The 21,701-nt window shown below is 47.0% G+C and carries 15 protein-coding genes and 1 pseudogene; 8 read left to right on the forward strand and 8 right to left on the reverse strand.

Translation table 11 applies throughout. The features are described 5' to 3' along the window. Nucleotides 1-555: 555 nt before the first annotated feature. From menD to GSQ66_RS02095, 3 genes are all read right to left on the reverse strand, one after another. The gene (gene menD, locus GSQ66_RS02085; RefSeq protein WP_162425939.1) at nucleotides 556-2,250 is read right to left on the reverse strand and encodes a 2-succinyl-5-enolpyruvyl-6-hydroxy-3-cyclohexene-1-carboxylic-acid synthase; all 1,695 of its coding nucleotides are present in this window, start codon (nucleotides 2,248-2,250) and stop codon (nucleotides 556-558) included. A gap of 129 nt (nucleotides 2,251-2,379) precedes the next feature. Then, nucleotides 2,380-3,597, reverse strand: coding sequence for an isochorismate synthase (locus GSQ66_RS02090; RefSeq protein WP_162425940.1), 1,218 nt, complete (start codon nucleotides 3,595-3,597; stop codon nucleotides 2,380-2,382). Nucleotides 3,598-3,601: 4 nt separating this feature from the next. Continuing rightward, complete coding sequence (locus tag GSQ66_RS02095) at nucleotides 3,602-4,021, reverse strand: PaaI family thioesterase (RefSeq protein WP_162425941.1); 420 nt, start codon at nucleotides 4,019-4,021, stop codon at nucleotides 3,602-3,604. Between the two features lie 58 nt (nucleotides 4,022-4,079). Between GSQ66_RS02095 and GSQ66_RS02100 the strand changes: the two genes are divergently transcribed. Together GSQ66_RS02100 and GSQ66_RS02105 are read left to right on the forward strand one after the other, a co-directional pair. Next, nucleotides 4,080-4,745, forward strand: coding sequence for a histidine phosphatase family protein (locus tag GSQ66_RS02100; RefSeq protein ID WP_162425942.1), 666 nt, complete (start codon nucleotides 4,080-4,082; stop codon nucleotides 4,743-4,745). A gap of 85 nt (nucleotides 4,746-4,830) precedes the next feature. Beyond that, the gene (locus GSQ66_RS02105; RefSeq protein ID WP_162425943.1) at nucleotides 4,831-6,552 is read left to right on the forward strand and encodes a pyruvate dehydrogenase complex dihydrolipoamide acetyltransferase; all 1,722 of its coding nucleotides are present in this window, start codon (nucleotides 4,831-4,833) and stop codon (nucleotides 6,550-6,552) included. Nucleotides 6,553-7,323: 771 nt separating this feature from the next. Here the strand turns inward: GSQ66_RS02105 and GSQ66_RS02110 are convergent. Further along, nucleotides 7,324-7,872 carry a DUF922 domain-containing protein gene (locus GSQ66_RS02110; RefSeq protein WP_162425944.1) on the reverse strand — a complete coding sequence of 183 codons (549 nt, stop codon included), beginning with the start codon at nucleotides 7,870-7,872 and terminating at the stop codon, nucleotides 7,324-7,326. Nucleotides 7,873-8,109: 237 nt separating this feature from the next. Between GSQ66_RS02110 and GSQ66_RS02115 the strand changes: the two genes are divergently transcribed. From GSQ66_RS02115 to GSQ66_RS02125, 3 genes are all read left to right on the forward strand, one after another. Beyond that, entirely contained in the window at nucleotides 8,110-9,927 is a 1,818-nt protein-coding gene (locus GSQ66_RS02115) for a glycoside hydrolase family 15 protein (protein ID WP_162425945.1), read from the forward strand. Between the two features lie 172 nt (nucleotides 9,928-10,099). Continuing rightward, nucleotides 10,100-10,642, forward strand: a complete 543-nt coding sequence (gene hslV, locus GSQ66_RS02120; RefSeq protein ID WP_162425946.1) for an ATP-dependent protease subunit HslV — start codon at nucleotides 10,100-10,102, stop codon at nucleotides 10,640-10,642. Between the two features lie 196 nt (nucleotides 10,643-10,838). After that, nucleotides 10,839-11,810 (forward strand): deoxyhypusine synthase family protein, encoded by a 972-nt coding sequence (locus tag GSQ66_RS02125; RefSeq protein WP_162425947.1) that lies wholly within the window; start codon nucleotides 10,839-10,841, stop codon nucleotides 11,808-11,810. A 69-nt stretch (nucleotides 11,811-11,879) separates the two neighbouring features. Here GSQ66_RS02125 and GSQ66_RS02130 read toward each other — a convergent pair whose 3' ends face one another. Then, nucleotides 11,880-12,431, reverse strand: a complete 552-nt coding sequence (locus tag GSQ66_RS02130; RefSeq protein ID WP_162425948.1) for a 2'-5' RNA ligase family protein — start codon at nucleotides 12,429-12,431, stop codon at nucleotides 11,880-11,882. A gap of 238 nt (nucleotides 12,432-12,669) precedes the next feature. Between GSQ66_RS02130 and abc-f the strand changes: the two genes are divergently transcribed. Further along, the gene (gene abc-f, locus GSQ66_RS02135) at nucleotides 12,670-14,598 is read left to right on the forward strand and encodes a ribosomal protection-like ABC-F family protein (RefSeq protein ID WP_162425949.1); all 1,929 of its coding nucleotides are present in this window, start codon (nucleotides 12,670-12,672) and stop codon (nucleotides 14,596-14,598) included. Nucleotides 14,599-15,383: 785 nt separating this feature from the next. Here abc-f and GSQ66_RS02140 read toward each other — a convergent pair. From GSQ66_RS02140 to GSQ66_RS02150, 3 genes are all read right to left on the reverse strand, one after another. Continuing rightward, nucleotides 15,384-16,820, reverse strand: coding sequence for a M48 family metalloprotease (locus tag GSQ66_RS02140; protein ID WP_162425950.1), 1,437 nt, complete (start codon nucleotides 16,818-16,820; stop codon nucleotides 15,384-15,386). 197 nt (nucleotides 16,821-17,017) lie between these two features. After that, a complete protein-coding gene (locus GSQ66_RS02145; RefSeq protein WP_162425951.1) occupies nucleotides 17,018-17,467 on the reverse strand; it encodes a 6-pyruvoyl trahydropterin synthase family protein in 450 nt (149 codons plus the stop codon). Nucleotides 17,468-17,472: 5 nt separating this feature from the next. Continuing rightward, nucleotides 17,473-19,302, reverse strand: coding sequence for a nitronate monooxygenase family protein (locus GSQ66_RS02150; protein WP_162425952.1), 1,830 nt, complete (start codon nucleotides 19,300-19,302; stop codon nucleotides 17,473-17,475). Between the two features lie 348 nt (nucleotides 19,303-19,650). Here GSQ66_RS02150 and GSQ66_RS02155 point away from each other — a divergent pair, with 348 nt between their 5' ends. Both GSQ66_RS02155 and GSQ66_RS02160 read left to right on the forward strand, forming a co-directional pair. After that, the gene (locus tag GSQ66_RS02155; RefSeq protein WP_162425953.1) at nucleotides 19,651-21,186 is read left to right on the forward strand and encodes a PAS domain-containing sensor histidine kinase; all 1,536 of its coding nucleotides are present in this window, start codon (nucleotides 19,651-19,653) and stop codon (nucleotides 21,184-21,186) included. Between the two features lie 10 nt (nucleotides 21,187-21,196). Next, nucleotides 21,197-21,642, forward strand: a pseudogene (locus tag GSQ66_RS02160) (response regulator). Nucleotides 21,643-21,701 lie beyond the last annotated feature (59 nt).

Consider the following 21,701-nt stretch of genomic DNA (forward strand, 5'->3'; position numbering starts at 1 on the left):
CGTCTTAGGGTATCGCGCTGCTGCTTTCTTGCTACCCTCGTAACTCGGGTTGCCTTGCGGCACCGCAATAAATCAAAGGCGCTCAACCCAAAGACTGTGATCAGTTCGATAGCTAAACTATAGATGAGAGAGCTGCTATGGTTGCATGGCTTTACCGTGGTAGTAGTTACGTAGGGACAGGTCGCGACCTGTCCGATCTTGGTCTTTAACTATAGAACTACAAGTCAAACTATAGCAAACTCAGATTTCTCCTTTGGTCGAAATTACAGATTGAAAAGCAGTAGCAGAAAAGTCCCGCTTTGAAGGGGGCAGGGGGATGACTAACGGAAACTATAGAACTATAGCTAGACTATAGCAACAACCGGAATTCCCCTCTTGGGAGGGGCAGGGGTGGGTTAAAACAGCAACTATAAAACGATAGCCTCAACTATAGCGACAACTCGAAAACTCCTTCCCCTGTTGTTAGGGGAAGGTTGGGATGGGGTAAAACTATAGCCCCAACTACTGCAAAACATAAATCCTGGCCTCTGAAGACAGCTGAGAACGGACTAACACCTACAATGCTTTCAATAACGCCTGTTTATAATCCGCGAAAGCAGCAGCGTTAGCTTTGCTCTCAGTAAAGATCTCAAGAATACCGGCACCGGACTCTAAAGCAAAAAATGCTGGCATCGCTTGCTCTAATTCTTCCAAAGAGCTACAAGCAGTATAGTTCATACCGAAATCCCGTGCTGTGTTGGCAGCATCCAAAGCCTGTTTGGTCTCAAAGAACTCCTCTAATTCCGGTTGCTGTTTAGGGCCGTCTATCAGCCTGAAAATGCCGCCGGCATGGTTGTTTAAAATAACGATGCGCAGGTTAGCAGGCAGATAATTATGCCATAAACCGTTCCGGTCGTAGAAAAAAGCCATGTCGCCGGTTAGCAACGTAGTTATGCTATTGCTTGTGAGGGCGCAACCCACGGTTGTGCTGTTGCTGCCATCAATTCCGCTGGTACCGCGGTTAGCATATACTTCTATGTCTTTTCCAGCTTCCAGCCCAACTATATTGGCATACCGCACGGCCATACTGTTAGCTAAGTGCAGGTTGCTTTGTACAGGTAAACTATCCAAAATTTGCGCAACAGCAGATAATTCGCTGAAAGCAGCTTCGGACGTATGACTTTTTAGAAACGTGGCGGCTTTACTTTCAATCTCAGTCCAGTTAGAACTATAGTTTGTTTTGTTTTTAGCGGCAGTTAGAGTTTCAAAAAAAGCTTCCGGAGAGCAGCGGAGAATACGCGTGAGAGATTGAAAAGTATCTGCCACCTGGCCGGCAGGCTGTATGTGCCAGTGCGCTTTTGGTTTGTACTTGCGCAGGTATAACTTCAGCGCCTTCGAAATAACCGATTTGCCAAATGTGATCAGCAGATCCGGTTGTAAGTTGGTCAACTTCTCCGGATCAGGGCAGGCGAGTATCGCATCCTGGTGACGTATAGTTCCAGGCAGTTCGTGCAGGTTTGCGATAAGGTCACCTACTATAAGGGCACTGCTTTTCTCAGCGAATTGCTGTAAAACCGGCTGTAGTTCTGATGTATGGTTCTGCTGCCCGGCAACTATAAGAATGCGGCTATAGTTGCTGATTTCCTGCTGGAGTTGCGCAACCTGTTTTTCGCTTAAACTATAGTCTGGCAGGTCTTCTTCAATGATCTTTACATCCGTGTCATATACCAGGTCCTCGCCGGGAGCAGGGTAGAAGGGCTCGCGTAACGGAATGTTTATATGCACCGGACCGGCTGGGTAAGCTATCGTTTCATTCAACGCCTCAGACACCATGCGTTCACTGTGCCAGATACTGTCTTTGTGCGTGAGATCTGCCGGAAAAGTATAGCTGTTTTTAATGTGCTGGCCAAATACGTTCTGTTGCCGTATCGTTTGTCCGTCCAGTTGGTCTATCCATTCCGGTGGACGGTCGGCAGTAAGAATGAGCAGCGGCACTTGCTGAAAGAATGCTTCGGCAACGGCTGGCGCATAGTTTAATGCAGCAGTACCGGATGTACAGATCAGCACAGTTGGTTTTCCGGTTGTTAAAGCCATCCCCAGGGCAATGAAAGCAGCGGCACGCTCATCGCTTATAGTTCGCACGTTCAATTTTGGGTGGCGGGCAAAAGCTATAGTTAACGGCGCGCAACGGGAGCCTGGCGACAACACCACATTTTCCACTCCCTTGCGGGCGCAGATCTCGGCTATATTAACAACTGGCTGTAGGATCACAGGTTCAATTTTGAATGAATGAATAACTGTATGACTGAATAGAATTTCGAAATAAATGAAATACTAAATAACGGAATAGATTCTTGAAATGATGATTGATTTATACATATTCAATTATTCAAAATTCAGTTATCCAAAATTAAATTGTGAAAGAATTTTATGCATCGTCTGCATTTTATGCTGTGTTTCCTGCCATTCTTTTTCAGCATCTGATTCGCCAGTAATGCCAGCGCCTGCGTAAAGTATAGCCTCGTCTTTGAGCAATTGCATACAGCGCAGGTTTACATATAGATGTGTGCCATCGGGGCTGTTTACCGGGCCCAGGTAGCCGCTGTAGTAGCTTCGGTTGTAGCCCTCGTGCTGCAAAATAAAGTTTAGGGCAGGCTCTTTTGGCAAACCGCAGACCGCCGATGTAGGGTGGAGCAGTTCCAGCATATCCGTACCAAGCGTCGGGAAATCCACTTCCTTCAGATCCACGCTAAAATCAGTGCGCAGGTGCATCAGGTTTCCGGCAACTATAGTTCTTGGGCCAACTTCGGTGTATTCTCGCAGGCGCAGTTTTTTAAAGCAGCTCAGAATGTAGCGCTCCACCATGCCCTGTTCTTCAATTTCCTTTTGCCGCCAGATCGCATTGCCCACCGGTTCGTCACCCAAGGCAGGTTGTGTTCCGGCCAAAGCTACTGTTCTGAATATGTTCTGAGGATCTATCGTTACCAGTATCTCCGGCGAAGCTCCCAGCCACGTACCAACTTCCGGTACCGAAACCAATGATACAAAAGCTCCTGGGTAAGATTGCAGCACCAAACTATAGGCAGCGACCAGGTTAAAGCTGGAAGGCAGTGGTTCTAAAGCCGTGCGCGACAGCACTACCTTTTCCATCTGGCCTTGGTTTATAGTTTCAATGGCTTCTGTAACGGCGCTTTTAAAACCGGTTTCGGTTTGCTGGTTTATAGTTTCAGAGGCGTGCAGGTGCCAGCTATAGTTTGTTGTTTGAGGTTGCTCCAGCGTAACTATAAATTCCTGCTTCTGAGCTTCTGTTACAGCTGCCGAAAACCGGATCTGACCTGTTTCTGAACTATAAACTACATCCGCTTTAATGAAAATGGAAGGCTGCTCTTCAACTACAAACGGACTGAAAACAAAACCGTAAGGACTACTTTCCAGAGCAGGCTGGCTGATTTGTAAATCTTTATCAAAAGAGATGCAAACGGTGGTTTCTGTAGCTAAAGGTAATCGCCAGGCGGCTACAGGTAAGCCTAAGGCAAGGGCGGCATGTACAACCTGCTCTAAACTATAAACTATAGAATCGGTTCCCGAATTTGTAGTGTCTGGGGCAATATCTGCCATGCTGTTATTTTTTGTCGATCACAGCCACCGTCATGCGGCTGATGCACACCAGGTCGCCGGCTTCGTTTGTAATTTTAGTTTCCCATACCTGCGTGCTGCGGCCATTGTGCAAAACAGTTGCTTTGCCGTAAACCCAGCCTTCTTTCACGCCGCGTATGTGGTTTGCGTTTATCTCTAAACCAACACAAGCCTTCTTTGTTAGATCAACCTGAAGCGCAGCGCCTATGCTTGCCAGCGTTTCGGCAAGTACCACCGAAGCGCCACCATGCAGCAAACCCATGGGCTGGTGCGTACGGAAATCGACAGGCATCTTACCTATTAAATATCCTTCGCCGGCTTCTGTCACTTCAATACCCAGGTGCTCAACCATGGTATTTTTATTCCACTCCTTTACGCGCTCTAACGTACTATTATTTTTATCCATAAGCTGCGATGGCTATTTTCGCGGTTGAAAAGTCTTAAAAAGCAAAAGTAGAAGAATTTTGAGTATCAAAAAAGTATACCTTATCCGCCACGGGCAAACAGATTACAACGTGCAGTGCATTGTGCAGGGCAGCGGTGTGGATTCGCATTTGAACAACGAAGGCCAGCAGCAGGCCAACCTGTTTTTCCAGCACTATAAACACATCCCTTTCCATAAAGTTTATACCTCCGCACTCCAGCGCAGCATAGAATCGGTGCAGGGCTTCCTGGATCTGGGCATACCACACGAAGCACACGCCGGCCTGAATGAGATAAACTGGGGCACCCGCGAAGGCACCCGCATTACACCCGAAGAAGATGCCTATTACCATAACATCCTGCAAACATGGACTAACGGCGATACCGGTGTTTGTATAGAAGGCGGTGAAAGCCCGGACCTGGTGGCTGCCAGGCAGGTTTCGGTGATAGAAACGATACTGAGCCGGCCCGAAGAAGAAACAATCCTGATTTGTATGCACGGCCGTGCCATGCGCATATTATTGTGCCAGTTGCTAAAGTACCCGCTCCGCTGCATGGACCAGTTCGAACACCAGAACCTGTGCCTCTACCAGCTCGATTATACGGGCAGTATGTTCACTGTAAAAAAGTATTGCGACACAGCGCATCTGCACCTAACTAAACTGCCAGACCAAACTATAACAGCCCCGCACGAACAATTTAGGTAGTATAGTTTGAATAAAATATTTTTAAATCTAATTTTGGGCGGATTATAAGGATGCCCGGACCGGGCGATTAAAAGATACGATAACTATGGCTGAAGTAATAAAAATGCCTAAGATGAGTGACACGATGACCGAAGGGGTGATCGCATCTTGGCTTGTTAAGGTTGGTGATAAAGTAAGTTCCGGTGATGTGCTGGCTGAAGTAGAAACCGATAAGGCAACTATGGAGCTGGAGTCTTACAACGATGGCGTACTGCTTTACATTGGTCCTAAAAAAGGCGAATCTGTTCCTATTGATGCAGTTATAGCTATTATTGGTAAAGAAGGTGAAGATATTTCGGGCTTACTGAACGAAGCAGGCGGAAGCGCTCAGCCAGCTGAAACTGCAAAAGCTGAAGCCCCGAAGGAAGAGAAAAAAGAAGAAGCAAAACCTGCTGCAGCCAAACAGGAAGCACCGGCTGCTAAAACCTCCGTTGATACCAGCAACATCAAGGCATCTGTTATCAGAATGCCAAAAATGAGCGATACCATGACGGAAGGCGTGTTGGTTAGCTGGCTGAAAAAAGTAGGCGATAAAGTAAAGTCAGGTGATGTTCTGGCAGAAGTAGAAACCGATAAGGCTACGATGGAGCTGGAATCTTACGAAGATGGTACTTTACTTTACACCGGCGTAAATGCCGGCGATTCTGTAGCCATTGATGCCATTATCGCGATCATTGGCGAAGAAGGCGCTGACTACAACGCCCTGCTGGAAGGTGGCGCATCTGATAACAAAGGTACTGCTGACAAACAGGAGCGTCAGGAAAACGCACAGACGGATGAAGCTATTGAAGCCGGTGTGGATGCCGTTACTTCGGATAAAGTAGAGAGCACAACTGTACCGGCACAAGGCGCTGAAACAGAAGGTACAACTGCTGAAGGTGGCCGTATTAAAGCTTCTCCGCTGGCTAAGAAAATAGCTCAGGAGAAAGGCATTAACCTGGCACAGGTAAAAGGTACCGGCGAAGGCGGACGTATCGTTCAGCGTGATATAGAGAACTTTAAGCCAGGCGCCGCACCTGCACAACAGGCTGCTCCGGCTGCTAAACCTGCCGCTGCACCAGCTGCAACTGTACCGGGTATCCCTGCCAATTCTTATGAAGATGTGAACGTTTCGCAGATGCGTAAGGTAATTGCCCGTCGTCTGTCTGAAAGCAAGTTCTCTGCACCGCACTTCTATCTGACCATGGAAATTGACATGGATAAGGCAATGGAAGCACGTGCCAGCATCAATGAAGTGTCTCCGGTTAAGGTATCGTTTAACGACCTGGTGATAAAAGCTGCTGCTGCTGCATTGCGCCAGCACCCTGCGGTTAACTCGTCGTGGTTAGGCGATAAGATCCGTTATAACAAGCAGATTAATATTGGTGTAGCCGTTGCAGTTGAGGAGGGATTATTAGTACCAGTTGTGCGCAACGCCGACTATAAATCGTTGTCAACTATAGCTGCCGAAGTAAAAGACCTGGGTGGCAAAGCGAAGAACAAAAAATTGCAGCCATCTGACTGGGAGGGCAACACGTTCACCATCTCTAACCTGGGCATGTTCGGTATCGAAGAGTTTACCGCTATCATCAACTCCCCGGATGCCTGCATTATGGCCGTTGGCGCTATCAAGCAGACGCCGGTTGTGAAGAACGGTAATATCCAGATCGGCAACGTGATGAAAGTTACGCTTTCTTGCGACCACCGCGTAGTAGATGGTGCCGTTGGCTCAGCGTTCCTGCAGACGTTTAAGAACCTGTTGGAGAACCCGGTAAGAATACTGGTGTAAATTCCATCAACTATAGAGTATTAAAAAAGCCTTTCCGGAAATGGAAAGGCTTTTTTGTTGCTTGAACTGGGATTGACCAGTGATTTAAGGAATTTTCCTGATTGGATATGAATGTCTGAACCCGCATTAATCTGATTTATACCGCAAGTTTTACGGAGTGTAACTTGTGGTTGAGTTTTGTGTCAGTTTGAAACTGGCTTTCGGCGGAGCAGTAAAATAAAGTTTCCTGAGACGACGAACTGGTGCCTATAAATTATAGTTCTATAGTTTCATCCGGCCAGACTGGCGCCGGTATCTGACCGGTGACGTGCAGTGTGTGCGAGTCTCCAGACTCGCTGTACTATAGTTGCAGCGCGGCAATAAAGTTAAGATTTAGCTTAAAGTTTCGTAGCGGAGACGCAAAATATTGCGTCTCTACAAACCAGGACCATCGGGCCATTGTTGGTGTTTTCACCAACAATCCAATAGTCAGGGCCTATCCTTGCTGGTGAAAATACGCAGCAACAGCATGGTTGATTGCAGACATAGCTCTTGAAAAACCAATAATCTATTAACTGCTATAGTTCTATAGTTGCAGCTATCCCTAAACTTGCGGCAAAAATGTTGTCCTGCTAGTCTCGATTAATCCCCAAAAATCACTGGTCAATCCCGATTCAGACAAAAAGACGCAAGGTATTGCGGCTCTACAAACCAGGAATGCCTTCGCTGACGCGCCATCAACCTGTGCCTAACTATAGTCATTCACAATTCAGGGTACTTACTTAACTATAGTTATACTTCCACTGTCGTATTGAGGATGCCAAGTGCTTTGCTGATCTTTCTGGCCCATCGCACCTGCTGCTTATAGTTGTTTCCGCCCTTTGTTTCGCGGTCGTACTTGTCCTGGAACTGCCGCATTTCAGCCAGGTGGTTTTTCAATATAATTTCCACTTCTGCTTCATTTTTCGATGTTTTACTGTCCAGGCTGTTTAGTTCTACTTCCAGGGTCTCGGCGTACAGGTGCGCTATATCAAAATGCAGCTGCTCGTGCTGCAACGAGTAGTTTTCCCGGTAGGCCGGTTTCACCCACGATTCGTCTTTAAAAGCTACCGCGTAGGCATCATAGGTTACCCTGCCCGACCAGAAGCTGGTGTCCCGAATTTTCAGAAAAATACTGACCGTGATCTCAGCGCCTTTATGCGCATCCGAAGGTTTGGGGCTTCCTTTAAAATCCTGCCACGTTAGTTTTCGGCCTGTTTCGTAAGCCAGTACATTATAGTCCTGCGCAAAACCCTGCAGCCATAGCAGCAAACCCAAAAAGATCAGAAAAGTCCGTTTCATGTATAGTTTTATAGTTGTATTTCCTGTATAAAGCATAAAACGGGCCAACTGTAAAGTTGGTGGTTAGGTAAATGTAATTTTGGTTGATCATCTGCTGTAACCCGTTGACAATTATAGACCAGACCAGCAAAATGTAAGATATATACGGCAAAAGAACTTCTGCCGTACAGTATAAAGCTCTTTCTGAACTCATACCTATAGCAGCCGTACCAGTTTTATTAAACATCTACAAGCACTATGGCATATCTACCTATCGAAGATCATGGCGTGATCGGAGATCTGAATACAGTGGCACTTGTCGGGCTGAACGGCTCCATCGACTTTATGTGCTTCCCTGATTTCGATTCACCTTCCATTTTTGCGTCGCTGCTGGATGATAAAAAAGGCGGGAACTTTACGATAGAGCCATCGCACAACGACATGAAACACCGACAGATGTACCTGCCGGATACCAATGTGCTGCTTACACGCTACCTGTCTGATGAAGGTATTGGCGAAGTAACCGATTTTATGCCTGTAGAGGAACAAAGCCAGGGCAGCCGGCTCATCCGGCGTATATCGTGCGTGCATGGCGATATGATGTTCCGGATGCAGTGCAGCCCGCGTTTTAATTATGCCCGCTCGCCGCATACCGCTACCCAGGTAAATCAGTACGAAGTAGTATTTACCTGCACAGAAACGGATGGTATGGCTGTCAGGTTAAAAAGTACGGCGCCACTGCAAATAACCGGCACTGATGCAACGGCCACCTTCAGCCTGAAGACCGGGGAAAAAGTAGATCTGTTGCTGGAACGTGCCTCTGACCAGGAACCGGCTACACAGGAGCTGGAGAGTTTTGTAACCAGCAGCCTGTACGAGACAATAGCATACTGGAAAAACTGGGTGGCCCGATGCCATTACAAGGGCCGTTGGGTGGAGATCGTGAACCGCTCGGCATTAGTGCTGAAGCTGATGGTATCGAGCAAATACGGCTCGCTGGTGGCAGCGCCCACTTTTGGTTTGCCCGAAGAATTAGGCGGCGAGCGCAACTGGGATTACCGCTATACCTGGATTCGGGACGCCTCGTTTACCGTATATACCCTGCTGCGACTGGGCTACAAACAGGAAGCCAGGAACTTCGTGGACTGGGTAGACCGCCAGTGCGACGCCTTACAAAGTGCCGGCCGGCTGAGGCTGATGTATACCCTGAGCGGTAAACTGGAGCTGGATGAGATAGTGCTGGCCCACCTGGAAGGCTACAAAGGATCCAAGCCGGTACGCATTGGTAATGCTGCCTACGACCAGGTGCAGCTGGATATTTATGGCGAACTGCTGGATGCGGTTTACCTGTATGATAAGTATGGCGCTCCCATTGCTTTTGAGTTCTGGAACGATCTGCGGCAGCAGGTGGAGTGGGTATGTGACAACTGGCAGCGCGAAGACGAAGGCATCTGGGAGGTGCGCGGCGGTAAAAAGCAGTTCCTGTACTCGCGTATGATGTGCTGGGTAGCCATAGACCGGGCCATGAAGATCGCCGAAAACCACTCGTACCCGCTTCCGGCCCGCTGGCGCGAGGAGCGCGACAAAATCTTCTTTTCGATTCACCACGAGTTCTGGAACGAAGAACTACAGAGCTTTGTGCAATACAAGGGCGCCGATACCGTAGATGCCGCTACGCTGCTGATGCCGCTTATCCGGTTCATAAGCCCCAAAGACCCGCGCTGGCTGTCTACCCTGAAGCGGATAGAAGAGCGGCTGGTTTCGGATGCGCTGGTTTTCCGTTACCGCAATAGCGACGGATTCGATGGCCTGAAAGGAAATGAAGGTACTTTTTCGATGTGCACGTTCTGGTATGTGGAGTGCCTGGCAAAAGCAGGGCAGATTGACAAGGCACGGCTGTATTTTGATAAGATGCTGGGTTATGCCAACCACCTGGGCCTGTACGCCGAAATGCTGGGCCTGAAAGGCAATCACCTGGGTAATTTTCCGCAGGCCTTTACGCACCTGGGCCTGATAAGTGCTGCCCTTACGATAAACGACATCCTGGAAGGGCATGAGAACAAAAAGCGATTATAGCAGTTTTACCTTTTGCCGTTTTAAACTATAGCCTTTCGCAAAACAACTATACCGACAATTTGGCGCAAACCACAGGATTGGCTTTTTGTTTGAAGATGCCGTAGTTTTACAAACAGCTGCTGCTACCTATAAACTATAGCCGCAGCAAACTATAACCGTAACAACGCAACACATGACCAAAATAAGATCAACCACCGTTTTAGGCATTTACCATAACGGCGAAGTAGCCCTGGGTGCCGACGGACAGGCAACTATGGACAAGCACATTGCCAAAAGCAACGTGAAGAAGATTCGAAAACTGCTTGATGGTAAAGTAGTGACAGGTTTTGCAGGCTCTACGGCCGATGCCTTTACACTGCTCGAGCGCTTCGAGGAAAAGCTGAATGCCTACCAGCACAACATGAAGCGCGCTGCCATTGAGCTGGCCAAAGACTGGCGTAAAGACCAGTACCTGCGCAAACTCGAAGCCATGATGATAGTCGCCAACAAAGAAGAACTGCTCATTATTTCAGGTACCGGCGATGTGCTGGAACCGGATAACCAGATTGCGGCCATCGGTTCTGGAAGTATGTTTGCCCATTCGGCTGCGCTGGCACTTAAAAAGCATGCCCCACATTTATCAGCAGAAGAGATAGTGCGCGAGGCCCTGAACATTGCTGCCGATATCTGTATCTATACTAACCATAACCTGATCATTGAGAAACCGGCTCAGTAATTTAGGAGGAGTTTTGGAGTCAGAGACAACTTAGCGTGCACGGCTCTTAAGAGCATCTTGTACACCAATGAGGTGATAAACAACTCTTACTTAACCTTATAGCATCGATTAACGAATAACGGTGAACGAATAACGAAATAAGTCTTAACTTTGGGGACCCAGGCAGACCGGTTAAGGTTGCCTTAAGCTAATGAACATGGAAATAACAAATTTCTTAAAGAAACACTACAAACACTTTAACGCGGCCTCTGTGATAGACGCTGCCGAAGGATACAAGACCCACCTTAACAACGGTGGTAAAATGATGATCACACTGGCTGGTGCTATGTCTACGGCTGAGCTGGGGATTATTCTGGCAGAGATGATCCGTCAGGATAAAGTGCATGCCATTTCGTGTACAGGTGCCAACCTGGAAGAAGATATCTTTAACCTGGTGGCGCACGATTTCTACGAGCGCGTGCCGCATTACCGCGAGCTATCTGCAGCCGATGAAGAAGCGCTGCTGGAGCGCCACATGAACCGTGTAACCGACACCTGTATTCCGGAAGAGGAAGCGATGCGCCGAATAGAGCACACCGTACTTAAGTTCTGGGAAAAAGCAGACCAGGAAGGTAAGCAATACTTCCCGCACGAGTTCTTCTATCAGATATTATTATCAGGCGACCTGGAACAATATTACCAGATCGACCCTAAGAATAGCTGGATGCTGGAAGCTGCCAAGAAAAATCTTCCGATCATCTGCCCAGGTTGGGAAGATTCAACACTGGGTAACATCTTCTCCAGCCACGTGATCAACGGTGACATTAAAAACGTGCATACTGTAAAAACTGGTATCCAGTACATGATGTACTTAGCTGACTGGTATACTGAGAATGCGAAAGATGATTCTACTGTAGGTTTCTTCCAGATTGGTGGCGGTATTGCCGGTGACTTCCCTATTTGTGTGGTACCGATGCTGCACCAGGATCTGCAGCGTACCGGCGTTCCGCTTTGGGGTTATTTTGCACAGATCTCCGATTCTACAACCAGCTACGGTTCTTACTCTGGCGCGGTGCCGAATGAGAAAATTACCTGGGGCAAACTGGGTAAAGAAACACCTAAGTTCGTGATCGAGTCGGATGCAACTATAGTTGCGCCACTTATCTTTGCTATAGTTCTGGATATGTAACACAGTCTAGGGTAACCTATAAAACAAAGCGGCTGCAGGTTTTCACTTGCAGCCGCTTTGTTTTATAGGTTAGCTGATCAGTTCGCGCCGGCCAAACCTGAACTCTTCTTCTTTAAGATAATAATCGCCGCTCTGCTGCAGAATGGTAATGTTATCGATAGTGACTTCCCAGTTAAAATTATAGTTGCACAGGAACGAAAGCACCGGCCCAAGCATCTCAGGTGTAGTATCACCGAGTGCAAGTGTAATATGAGGCAGCCACATATTCGGATTATAGTAGACCCCCATTTCGCTGCTCATCTCCGAAATATCGCGGTGCAGTTTTGCATGTAGCTGGTTTAGGGGCGAAGTGCGCAGCACAGGTATATAAACTACCGGCGTTGGTCCCGGAAAAATGCCCAGCCCGGTAGTACGGATCGTAAAATCAGGCATCTCAAAACAGGTTAGCTCCAGGTACTGCTTCAGCTCCTCCATATCCGGTATCTCTGCAGTAAGAATGGTAAGGTGCGGGTATGGAGTTATTTTTACTCCATTAAGCCCAAACCTGGTCTCAAGCAGTTCTGTAAGTTCACAAACGCGATCGGAGTGAAATTTGTCTAACAGCGAAGTTATCGCGATCATAGTTGCCTGTTAAATAAATATTTTGCCAACCGGCAAAGGTATGCATTTAAACAACTGCATGTGCTAATGAAACGAGTGCTTACCATAATTGTTTAGCTAAACCTTTTAAAACGCGGCAACTATAGTTGTTAGTATGGGCCGGCAATAAGTTATATAGTTCACGGTCTTAGGTTTAGCCGGCAGGTGCGCAGTATGGGTTTATTTAAGTACCTTTGCACTTTATAGTTGATTTGATTACATGATTTCCATAAACAACCTTAGCTTTCATTTTGGCAGCCGCCCGATGTACGACGATGCCAACCTGCACATTCGTCCGAAAGATAAAATTGGTCTGATAGGCCTGAACGGTACCGGAAAGTCTACGCTGCTGCGCATTATAGTAGGTGAGTACAAACCGGATAGCGGCAGCATCCAAATGAGCAAGGAAACCACTATCGGCTTCCTGAACCAGGACCTTTTGAGCTACCAGACCCACGAGAGTATCCTCTCTGTGGCGATGCAGGCTTTTGAAGAAGCAATTTACCTGCAGGCGGAAATTGATAAGGTGTTAGTGGAATTCGAGAATAATTTCCATGATAACCTGGTAGAAAAGCTGGCTAATTTGCAGGAGCGGTTTGAAGCGCTGGGTGGCTATACCATGCAGGCCGAAGCCGAAGCAATTCTGGAAGGCCTGGGTTTTACGACCGAGGAATTGCAGCAGCCACTGGCTTCGTTTTCGGGTGGGTGGCGCATGCGTGTAATGCTGGCCAAGATACTGTTACAGAAACCATCGCTGCTGTTACTGGATGAGCCTACCAACCACCTGGACTTACCTTCCATTAAATGGCTGGAAACCTACCTGGAGCGGTTTGAAGGAGCTGTGATCATCGTTTCGCACGACCGTGAGTTCCTGGACCGCACGACCAATATTACCGTGGAAGTATCAGGCGCAAAGCTGAATGTATACCCGGGTAACTATAGTTTTTACCTGGAAGAAAAGGCCATGCGAAACGAAATTCAGAAAGGCGCATACGAGAACCAGCAGGCCCAGATACGCCAGACAGAACGTTTTATCGAGCGCTTTAAAGCGAAGGCAACAAAAGCGAAGCAGGCACAAAGCCGCATGAAACAGCTGGAACGTCTGGAACGCATAGAAGATGTAGCTCCGGAATCAGCGAAAGTAAATTTCAGCTTTAAGTTCAGCGTGCAGCCGGGCCGTCATGTTTTCAGGTTAGAACACATGAGTAAGGCTTTTGGCAACAAGGTTATTTTCCGGGATACGAACGTGCATATCGAGCGCGGCGATAAGATTGCCCTGGTGGGTGCGAACGGTAAAGGTAAATCTACGCTGCTCCGCATTATTGCCGGCACCGAACCGATACAGGGCAAACGCGAACTTGGTCATAACGTGATCATGTCATTCTACGCGCAGCACCAGCTGGAATCGCTTAACGTAGATAACGAAATTTTACAGGAACTGCAGCAGGCGGGCTCCAAAAAAACAGAAGTAGAGCTACGTACTTTACTTGGTTCTTTCCTGTTTACCAGCGATGATGTTTTCAAGAAGATAAAGGTATTGTCAGGAGGGGAGAAGAGCCGTGTGGCACTGGCCAAAACACTGATCTCGGAAGCTAATTTCCTGATGCTGGATGAGCCTACCAACCACCTGGACATGCAATCGGTTAACATCCTGATTCAGGCGCTGGAGCAATACGAAGGTACCTTTGTGATCATCTCTCACGACCGTTACTTTGTAGAGAATGTGGCAACCAAGATCTGGTACATCGAAGATTATCAGCTAAAAGAGTACCCGGGCACTTATCATGAGTTTGAGGCTTTCCAGGAGAAGCGAGAGAAAGAGGCCAAACTACAGGCTGCCGTTGCACCCGCTCCCAAAAAAGAAGAGCCCAAACCAGCCCGTAACAATTCAGAATTTAACCAGTTGAGCAACCAGTTGAAGCAGGCCAATAAAAAGCTTAATGAGCTAGAAAAGAATGTGCAGCGCCTGGAGCAGGAACTGGCCAACTACGAGACCGAACTGGCTGACCCGAAAGTGTACGGAAATGTAAGCTTACTACAGGAGACCTCTAAAAAGTTTGAATCTGTGCAGAAAGAGCTCGAAAAAGCCAATAGCCAGTGGGAAGAACAGATGATGGAAGTAGAGGAGCTGGAAGGGAAATTAAGTTAGGTAGCTGGGTTCTATAGTTGGCTATAGTTGCAACCTGAATCAAGTCATCTTTTCATAGCTGTTTTCAATCCTGGGAGCTTTACTTACTTATCGTTCTATAGTTGGCTTTGGTGCCCTCACGGCCGGGAGGCCCCGTCTTGGGGTAGGGGCCCTCGATAAGGGCATCGCGCTGCTGCTTTCTTGCTACCCTCGCTCTGCTCGGGTTGCCTTGCGGCACCGCAACAAAGCAAAAGCGCTCAACCCAAAGACTGAGATCAGTTCGATAGCTATAGTTGCTATAGTTTGAAAGGCTATAGTTACATCGCTTTACCGTGGCTATAGTTCCATAGGGATAGGTCGCGACCTGTCCGCTCGACAGGCTGTAACTATGGAACTATAAAACAAACTATAACTATAGCAGAAAATTCCCCTCCCGGGAGGGGCAGGAGTGGGTTAAAACCGCAACTATAAAACGATAGCTTTAACCAGAGTTAATAGCCTAATTCTAAAAATCCATCCATCCTGTGAATCCTGATTCTGACAAATACTGCCCCTGCCGGTACAGTTGAGTTGAAACTTAACACCATACAAAACCACAAGTTGAGAACTTACGGGAAAATACAGAACTATAAAACGACTACTCCAACTATAATAACAGGTAATTTCACTCCCGGCAGGGCAGGCTAACTATACTAGCCTTTTCCATACCTTCCGGAATGACACAGAGACGATACATCATTTATACAAGGAAAGGCCTGACTATAGTTTTATAGTCAGGCCTTTCCTTGTAAACTTGTTCCTGCCTGTTATTCTGTAATTACTTTTATCAGCATTCCTTTATCTACTCGGTCGCTGAGCTGCATGCCATTAAGCACCGCCAGTTCCTCAAGCCTTTTGGTTGGCATACCAAAAGATTGTAATGCCTGTGACAAAGATGCTGCGTTAGCAACAGTTTTAATACGCACACGCTCCGGTTTTTTATTGATCTTCGACGCATCTGTCAGCTGTTTAAAGTTGGTCATGGTGCCCGAAAAAGTGTTAAAGTAATTATTGAAATCGTTGGCAGTGGTAATGCCCATGATACTATAAATGTTGCCGCCATACTGTATAAAATACGTCAGCGTGCCTATAGTTCCCTGCTCCTGTTTCTGTTCGGCAACCATTGCCAGTGCATTATTTCCGTTCACTGTTACATTTTTCGATTCTACCAGTGTCAGCTTATAACCTTCCAGGGTCTGGCGGGCAGCATCTTCCAGCGAGGTGCCGGGCGCCAGCGTCAGGTTTATGATCGCCTTGCCGTTTGGCTCAGCCATCTGGAAACTTTGTGGGGAGTTCAGATACTTCCAGCCTTGCGGTATCGGAAACTGGAATTTTAACTCCGGATGATAAAATATATGGTTTTCTACAAATCCCTGCTTTGGGTCTTCCCCATACACAATACCATCTATCAGGCGCAGATAAGAGTCGCGTCCGACTTTCAGGTTCGTCATGTTTAGTTTTTTCTCCCATTGCGCAGCCAGTTCGTGCACGGTAGTGTAACGGTTGCCCGGGTCAGGGTGTGTAGATAAAAACTCTGGAATGGCCTGCCCGCTTTCTTCCTGCTTGCGTTTCAGTGTTAAAAAGAAATCGGCCATCTCATCGGCATCGTACCCGATTTTGGTAGAATACTCAACCCCTAATTCATCTGACTGCCGTTCATCATCACGACCAAATTTCAGGAAGAGCAAGCCAAGGCCCTGTGAGGCAACATCTCCGAATTGAGCCAGTTCCGGAGCGATAACCATACCGGCTATTAAGCCTACCTGAGCCAGTATCGATTTACTTTGCTGCTGGGCAGAATGACGCGCTGCTATGTGCCCGATCTCGTGGCCAAGTACACCGGCAAACTGTGCTTCGTTGTTAAAATGCGCCATAATGCCTCGTGTAAAGTATACATAACCGCCCGGTACAGCAAAAGCGTTAATTACAGGAGAGTCGAGTACTTTAAAGTTGTATTTGATATTGCTGCGGTGTGAGATGGCAGCCATTGCCTGGCCTTTTTCATCAATAAAGCGCTGTATGGCTGGGTTATCGTACATCCCGAACTGCGCCACTATCTGAGGGTCCGCTTCCTGGCCCATCGCCAGTTCCTGACCTTCTGACATCAGTATCACGTCCTTTTTACCTGTTACCGGGTTAGTAGAGCAGGAGTTAAAGAACAGCATTATACTGGTTATTAAAACCGTTATCGATAATCTTTTCATTGTATCATAGTTTATAGTCTAAAGGCTCTTGCATCAGATAGCTAAATCTTCAAAAACCTATATTCTACTTGCAACGATTATGAAATTGATTAGTTGCAGCAGACCCTTTAATACAACCTGAAACTATAGTTCTGGCCTGCCTGATACAGCGTTATGGTTAGAAGGTCTGTAGCATTCAAACTATAGTCTATGATACTTTAGTTGTTGTCGGAGGTGTACCATTCTGCAAAAGAGTTTTCTGTTTCCCAGAGCCTTAAACTATACAGCTTTACAGTTGCCGGTAAGTGTCGGGTAAGTGTGTTCTTAAAATCAAGGAGCATGTGCTCGCAGGTAGGCTGGTACGATGTTGTTACAACTTTATGATGTAGCTGCTGCAATATAGTTAACAACTCAGGCGAAGTACCTTTCCGCAGGATAAGGGAATGGTCCAGCGGTTCAACTATAAACGTGTTTACTATCTTCTTAAGGTCGCCAAAATCCAGTACCATGCCATATTTCGGGTCTGAAATATCGGTTATGGGCTGGCCAATTATAGTTACCTGCAGTTTATAAGAGTGCCCGTGTATATTTTTACACGGGCCATCATAGTTAAGTAAGGCATGCGCCGTTTCGAAGGTGAACTGACGCGTAAGTCTGATGTAATCCATTAATGTTAAGCTACTGCTTCTGCTCTTCTCAGTTGGGCCTGTAATAACACATCTTCAGCTTCCAGTAACTCATCCAGCATTAGCACCTGGCGCTCCAGCTGGTTTCTGAATAGCTCCGGTAAAAGCTGCTTGTAATAAGTAATGCCGTCCTGCATGTTCTGCCAGAAATTGTTCAGGTATTTTTCCTGCTTGTCTGTCAGCGTTTCAAACTGTTCCGTTTTTTTATTCTTCCAGTAGTCTACATACATTTTAAGTTCGTTAATGAACATATGCGGACGGTAGGTCTGGTTAAGCGCGTTAAATCGACCATAAATATGATCGACCATTTCGTGCAGTTTGAATACACCTGAGAAAAAGGCAAGGTTCGGTCCCGGGCATATGGTTACAGCTTTGGTTGCCGCTTTCTTGCCGATGTTAAATATTTGCAAAGCAGAGTTTGCCAGGCCTTCGCATAAGCATTCTTTGGCCAGCACGCTTTCTTTTTGAGCCTTGTATAGTTCAGGAGTTAAAACCTGCGTGTTTAACTGCTCATCGAGTTGCTCTAACTTGCGGCGCTGGTATTTACGCGATGCCGTGCAGATCGCTTCTTCAGTAAATTCGGTATTTGAAACCAGGTGCTTTTTAACGCAAGGGCTGCCAGGCTTATCTTTATCGATGCGCATCTGTTTCAGCTCTTCGCTCGATGTACCGCGCAGGGCGTTAAATGGTACGCCTAACGGCGATATCGGGCTTAGGTAAAGGTCTTCTGCTTTGGCATCGGATAGTTGCTTTAAGGTCGGCTCGTCCACAGTGGTTGCTTCCGGTACCAACAGGAAAGGAGTTCCCCAGCCGGTGGCATCCATGCCATAGTATTCCTGTAAAAAGTCGTGCTCTGCTGCTGTGCCAATCCCGCCCTGCATGGTAATGAGTTGTGTTGGAATCTCTCCCGGAACATGAATGCCTTTACTTGCCAGCGCCGAACTGAACAAACTATAAAGCTCTGACTGTAGTGCCTGGCGGTTCTGCTTAAACTCTTCCAGTATCGGGCCGATCAGGTAACCATCCGTAGCAAAAGCATGTCCACCACAGTTTAACCCGGACTCTATTCTAAACTCAGATACCCAGATACCTTTTTTAGCCAGTATTTTACCCTGCACCAGCGCCGAGCGGTAATCACTTACTTTAATGATCACCGTCTTCTCAAAATGGCCTTTGGCATCCGGCAGAAAACACGGGAACTGTTCCAGGTAAGCAAATAAACGCATGTTCATCCCCGCCGAGAAAACAACGGATGAGTTAACCGTGCTGTTGGCAAACCCGCGCAAAGCCGCCAGCGCATCCGAAAATTCCTGTGGCAACGCTTCCCCTGATTTGCTATAGTTTGTCCTGTCCAGTTTGGTCATGATGTTTACGTCAATTCTGCCGGGTACCAGCGCATTGCGTAATTCGGTTTGCAACAGGTTTTTATGCTCCGTATCTGAAGTTTCCAGCATCTGGTTATAGCGCGCTCTTAACGGAGAGTTATCAGGTAACAGGTTAAAGTATTTGGTAATTTCCGATTCCGGTGTAAACTCCTGCATCCTTAACTCTTCCATTTGTGTCTTCACGATCTCATCCACAAGGTTCAGGAAAGCAGTGGTGCGTTTGGCTCTGTAGTCTTCCTGCTTGTCAGTAATTGGTTCGTAAGGGCGGTTGTATACCTGTGCGTAATGCGAGCGGGTGTGCTCCAGCAAGGCATCGTCGCTGAGCGAAGCCACAGACGATATTCCGAAGCGGGCCACCTTAATAGGCGAATCAATAGAAAAAGCAAGCCCCATTACAGGCAAATGAAAGTTGTGCGGTGTAGTTAGTTGCATTGTAATTTGGTTATATAAAAACCATAGTGTTGCTGGTTAATAAGTGCAGCAACTAAACTATAGTTGGTTATGGATACACGATAAGCGTGCCGCAAGGTATGTAGCAACTTGCCAGTTATAAATGAGCAGCATCAGCCCAAAAAATGACAAGAGTCATTTTGTTTATAGTGCAGATTTAATATAGACTTGAAGCGTTAATTGAACAGCCCGCAACTATAGCCAGGAGTTGTAAATAAGCCTGAGCGTTAAGAAGATAGCCGGTTAAACTATAGGTATCGTATTTCAGGCTGGCAGTTCAGGTTTTGCCATTACACACAGAACACTTATATTTAGTAAAATCCTTTTGAATTGAAAGAGAACAACAGCCACAGCATTGACAACCAGGCACGGTTAAAGGCCATTATTGATACAGCTATTGACGGTATCATCACCATTGATAACAGGGGTAGAGTGGAAACTATGAACCCTGCCGCAGCAAATATTTTCGGATACGAGCCGGAAGAGGTGATCGGCAATAATATTAAGATGCTGATGCCAGAGCCAGACAAGAGTCTGCACGATGTGTACATTGATAATTACCACCGTACCGGAGTGGGCCAGATCATTGGCATCGGACGTGAGGTGCTGGGTAAAAAGAAGAACGGGACTATTTTCCCGTTTCTGCTGAGTATAAGCGAGGTAAAGCTGCAGGATAAGCAAATATTTACGGGCATCGTGCACGACATTACAGAGCTGAAGAAGACTGAATCAGCTTTGCGCGAAAGCGAAAATAAGTTTAACTCCATCATTAAAACAGCTGTTGACGGCATTATAACGATAGATACCCATGGCTTGATGGAGATGGTGAACCCGGCCGCTCAAAAGCTTTTTGGTTATAACGAAAGCGAATTGCTGGGCCGCAACATAAGCATGCTGATGCCCGAGCCGGACAGTAGTCAGCACGACGGGTACATGGAGCGTTACCACCAGACCGGTATACCTCACATTATTGGTATTGGCCGCGAAGTTTCCGGGTTGCGTAAAGATGGTTCTGTTTTCCCGTTCTTTCTGAGTATAAGCGAAGTGCAGCTTGCCGATCGCAAAGTGTATACGGGTTTTGTGCACGATATTACGCGTCAGAAAGTAAGTGAGGAGCGCCTGCGCCGGTACGCCTCGGAACTGGAACGAAGTAACCGCGAGCTACAGGATTTCGCCTATGTGTCGTCGCATGACCTGCAGGAACCATTGCGCAAAATACAGGCCTTCGGCGACCGGCTCATGACCAAAGAATACGACAAACTGAGCGATCAGGGCAAAGATTACGTGGACAGAATGCTGAATGCAGCATCGCGTATGCAAAACCTGATAAACGACCTGCTCGACTTCTCGAGGGTTACCAGCAAATCAAAAGCATTTGTTAAAGTAAAACTGGATAAGATACTTTCGGAGGTGCTCTCGGACCTGGAGGTGACTATAGAAGAGACAGGTACTATAATAGAGCGCTCGCCGCTGCCAACTATAGAAGGCGAGCCTACACAGATCCGCCAGTTATTTCAGAACCTGATCAGTAATGCCATTAAGTTCCGCAAAGATGGTGTTACACCTGTCGTTAAGATATCATCCAGAAATGTTCAGCTGCACGCACACCTGACATCAACCCCCGGCGACGAAATGGTAGAAATATCCATTGAAGACAACGGTATAGGTTTTGACGAAAAGTACCTGGACCGCATCTTTAACATTTTCCAGCGACTGGAAGGGCAGAAGTATGAAGGATCGGGTATAGGGCTTGCCGTTTGCCGGAAAATTGCTGTTCGCCATGGCGGCGACATTACTGCCAAAAGCCATCCCGGCGAAGGCACCCGATTTATTATTACCTTAGCAAAAAAACATCTTCAGGAATAACTATAGTAGCATGAGCAACAAAAGATCAATTATCATACTGATTGCCGATGACGACGCCGAAGACCGGATGCTTGTAAAAGAAGCACTGGAAGAGAGCCGTCTGAATAATAATATACAGTTTGTAGAGAATGGGGAAGAGTTGCTGGACTACCTGAATAACAAAGGCAGGTTTGAAGACAAAGATAAATACCCGACTCCGGGCCTGATTCTGCTTGACCTGAACATGCCTAAAAAGACGGTCGTGAGGCGCTGAAAGAGATAAAGAACGAAGACCACCTGCGCATGATTCCGGTAGTAGTGCTCACTACATCCAAAGCCGAAGAAGATATCCTGCGCACATATGACCTGGGCGTAAGCTCTTTTATTACCAAGCCGGTAACATTCAGCTCGTTGGTTGATGTCATGAAAACCCTGAGCAAGTACTGGTTTGAGATCGTGGAACTGCCGAAAAGTTAGAAAGTTTAGAAGTTAGAAAGTTTAGAAGTTTTAGAGTTATGAAAAAGTGAAAGTTAATG

Origin of the sequence: Pontibacter pudoricolor, assembly GCF_010092985.1 — a bacterium.
In the GTDB taxonomy this organism is placed as follows: Bacteria; Bacteroidota; Bacteroidia; order Cytophagales; family Hymenobacteraceae; genus Pontibacter; species Pontibacter pudoricolor.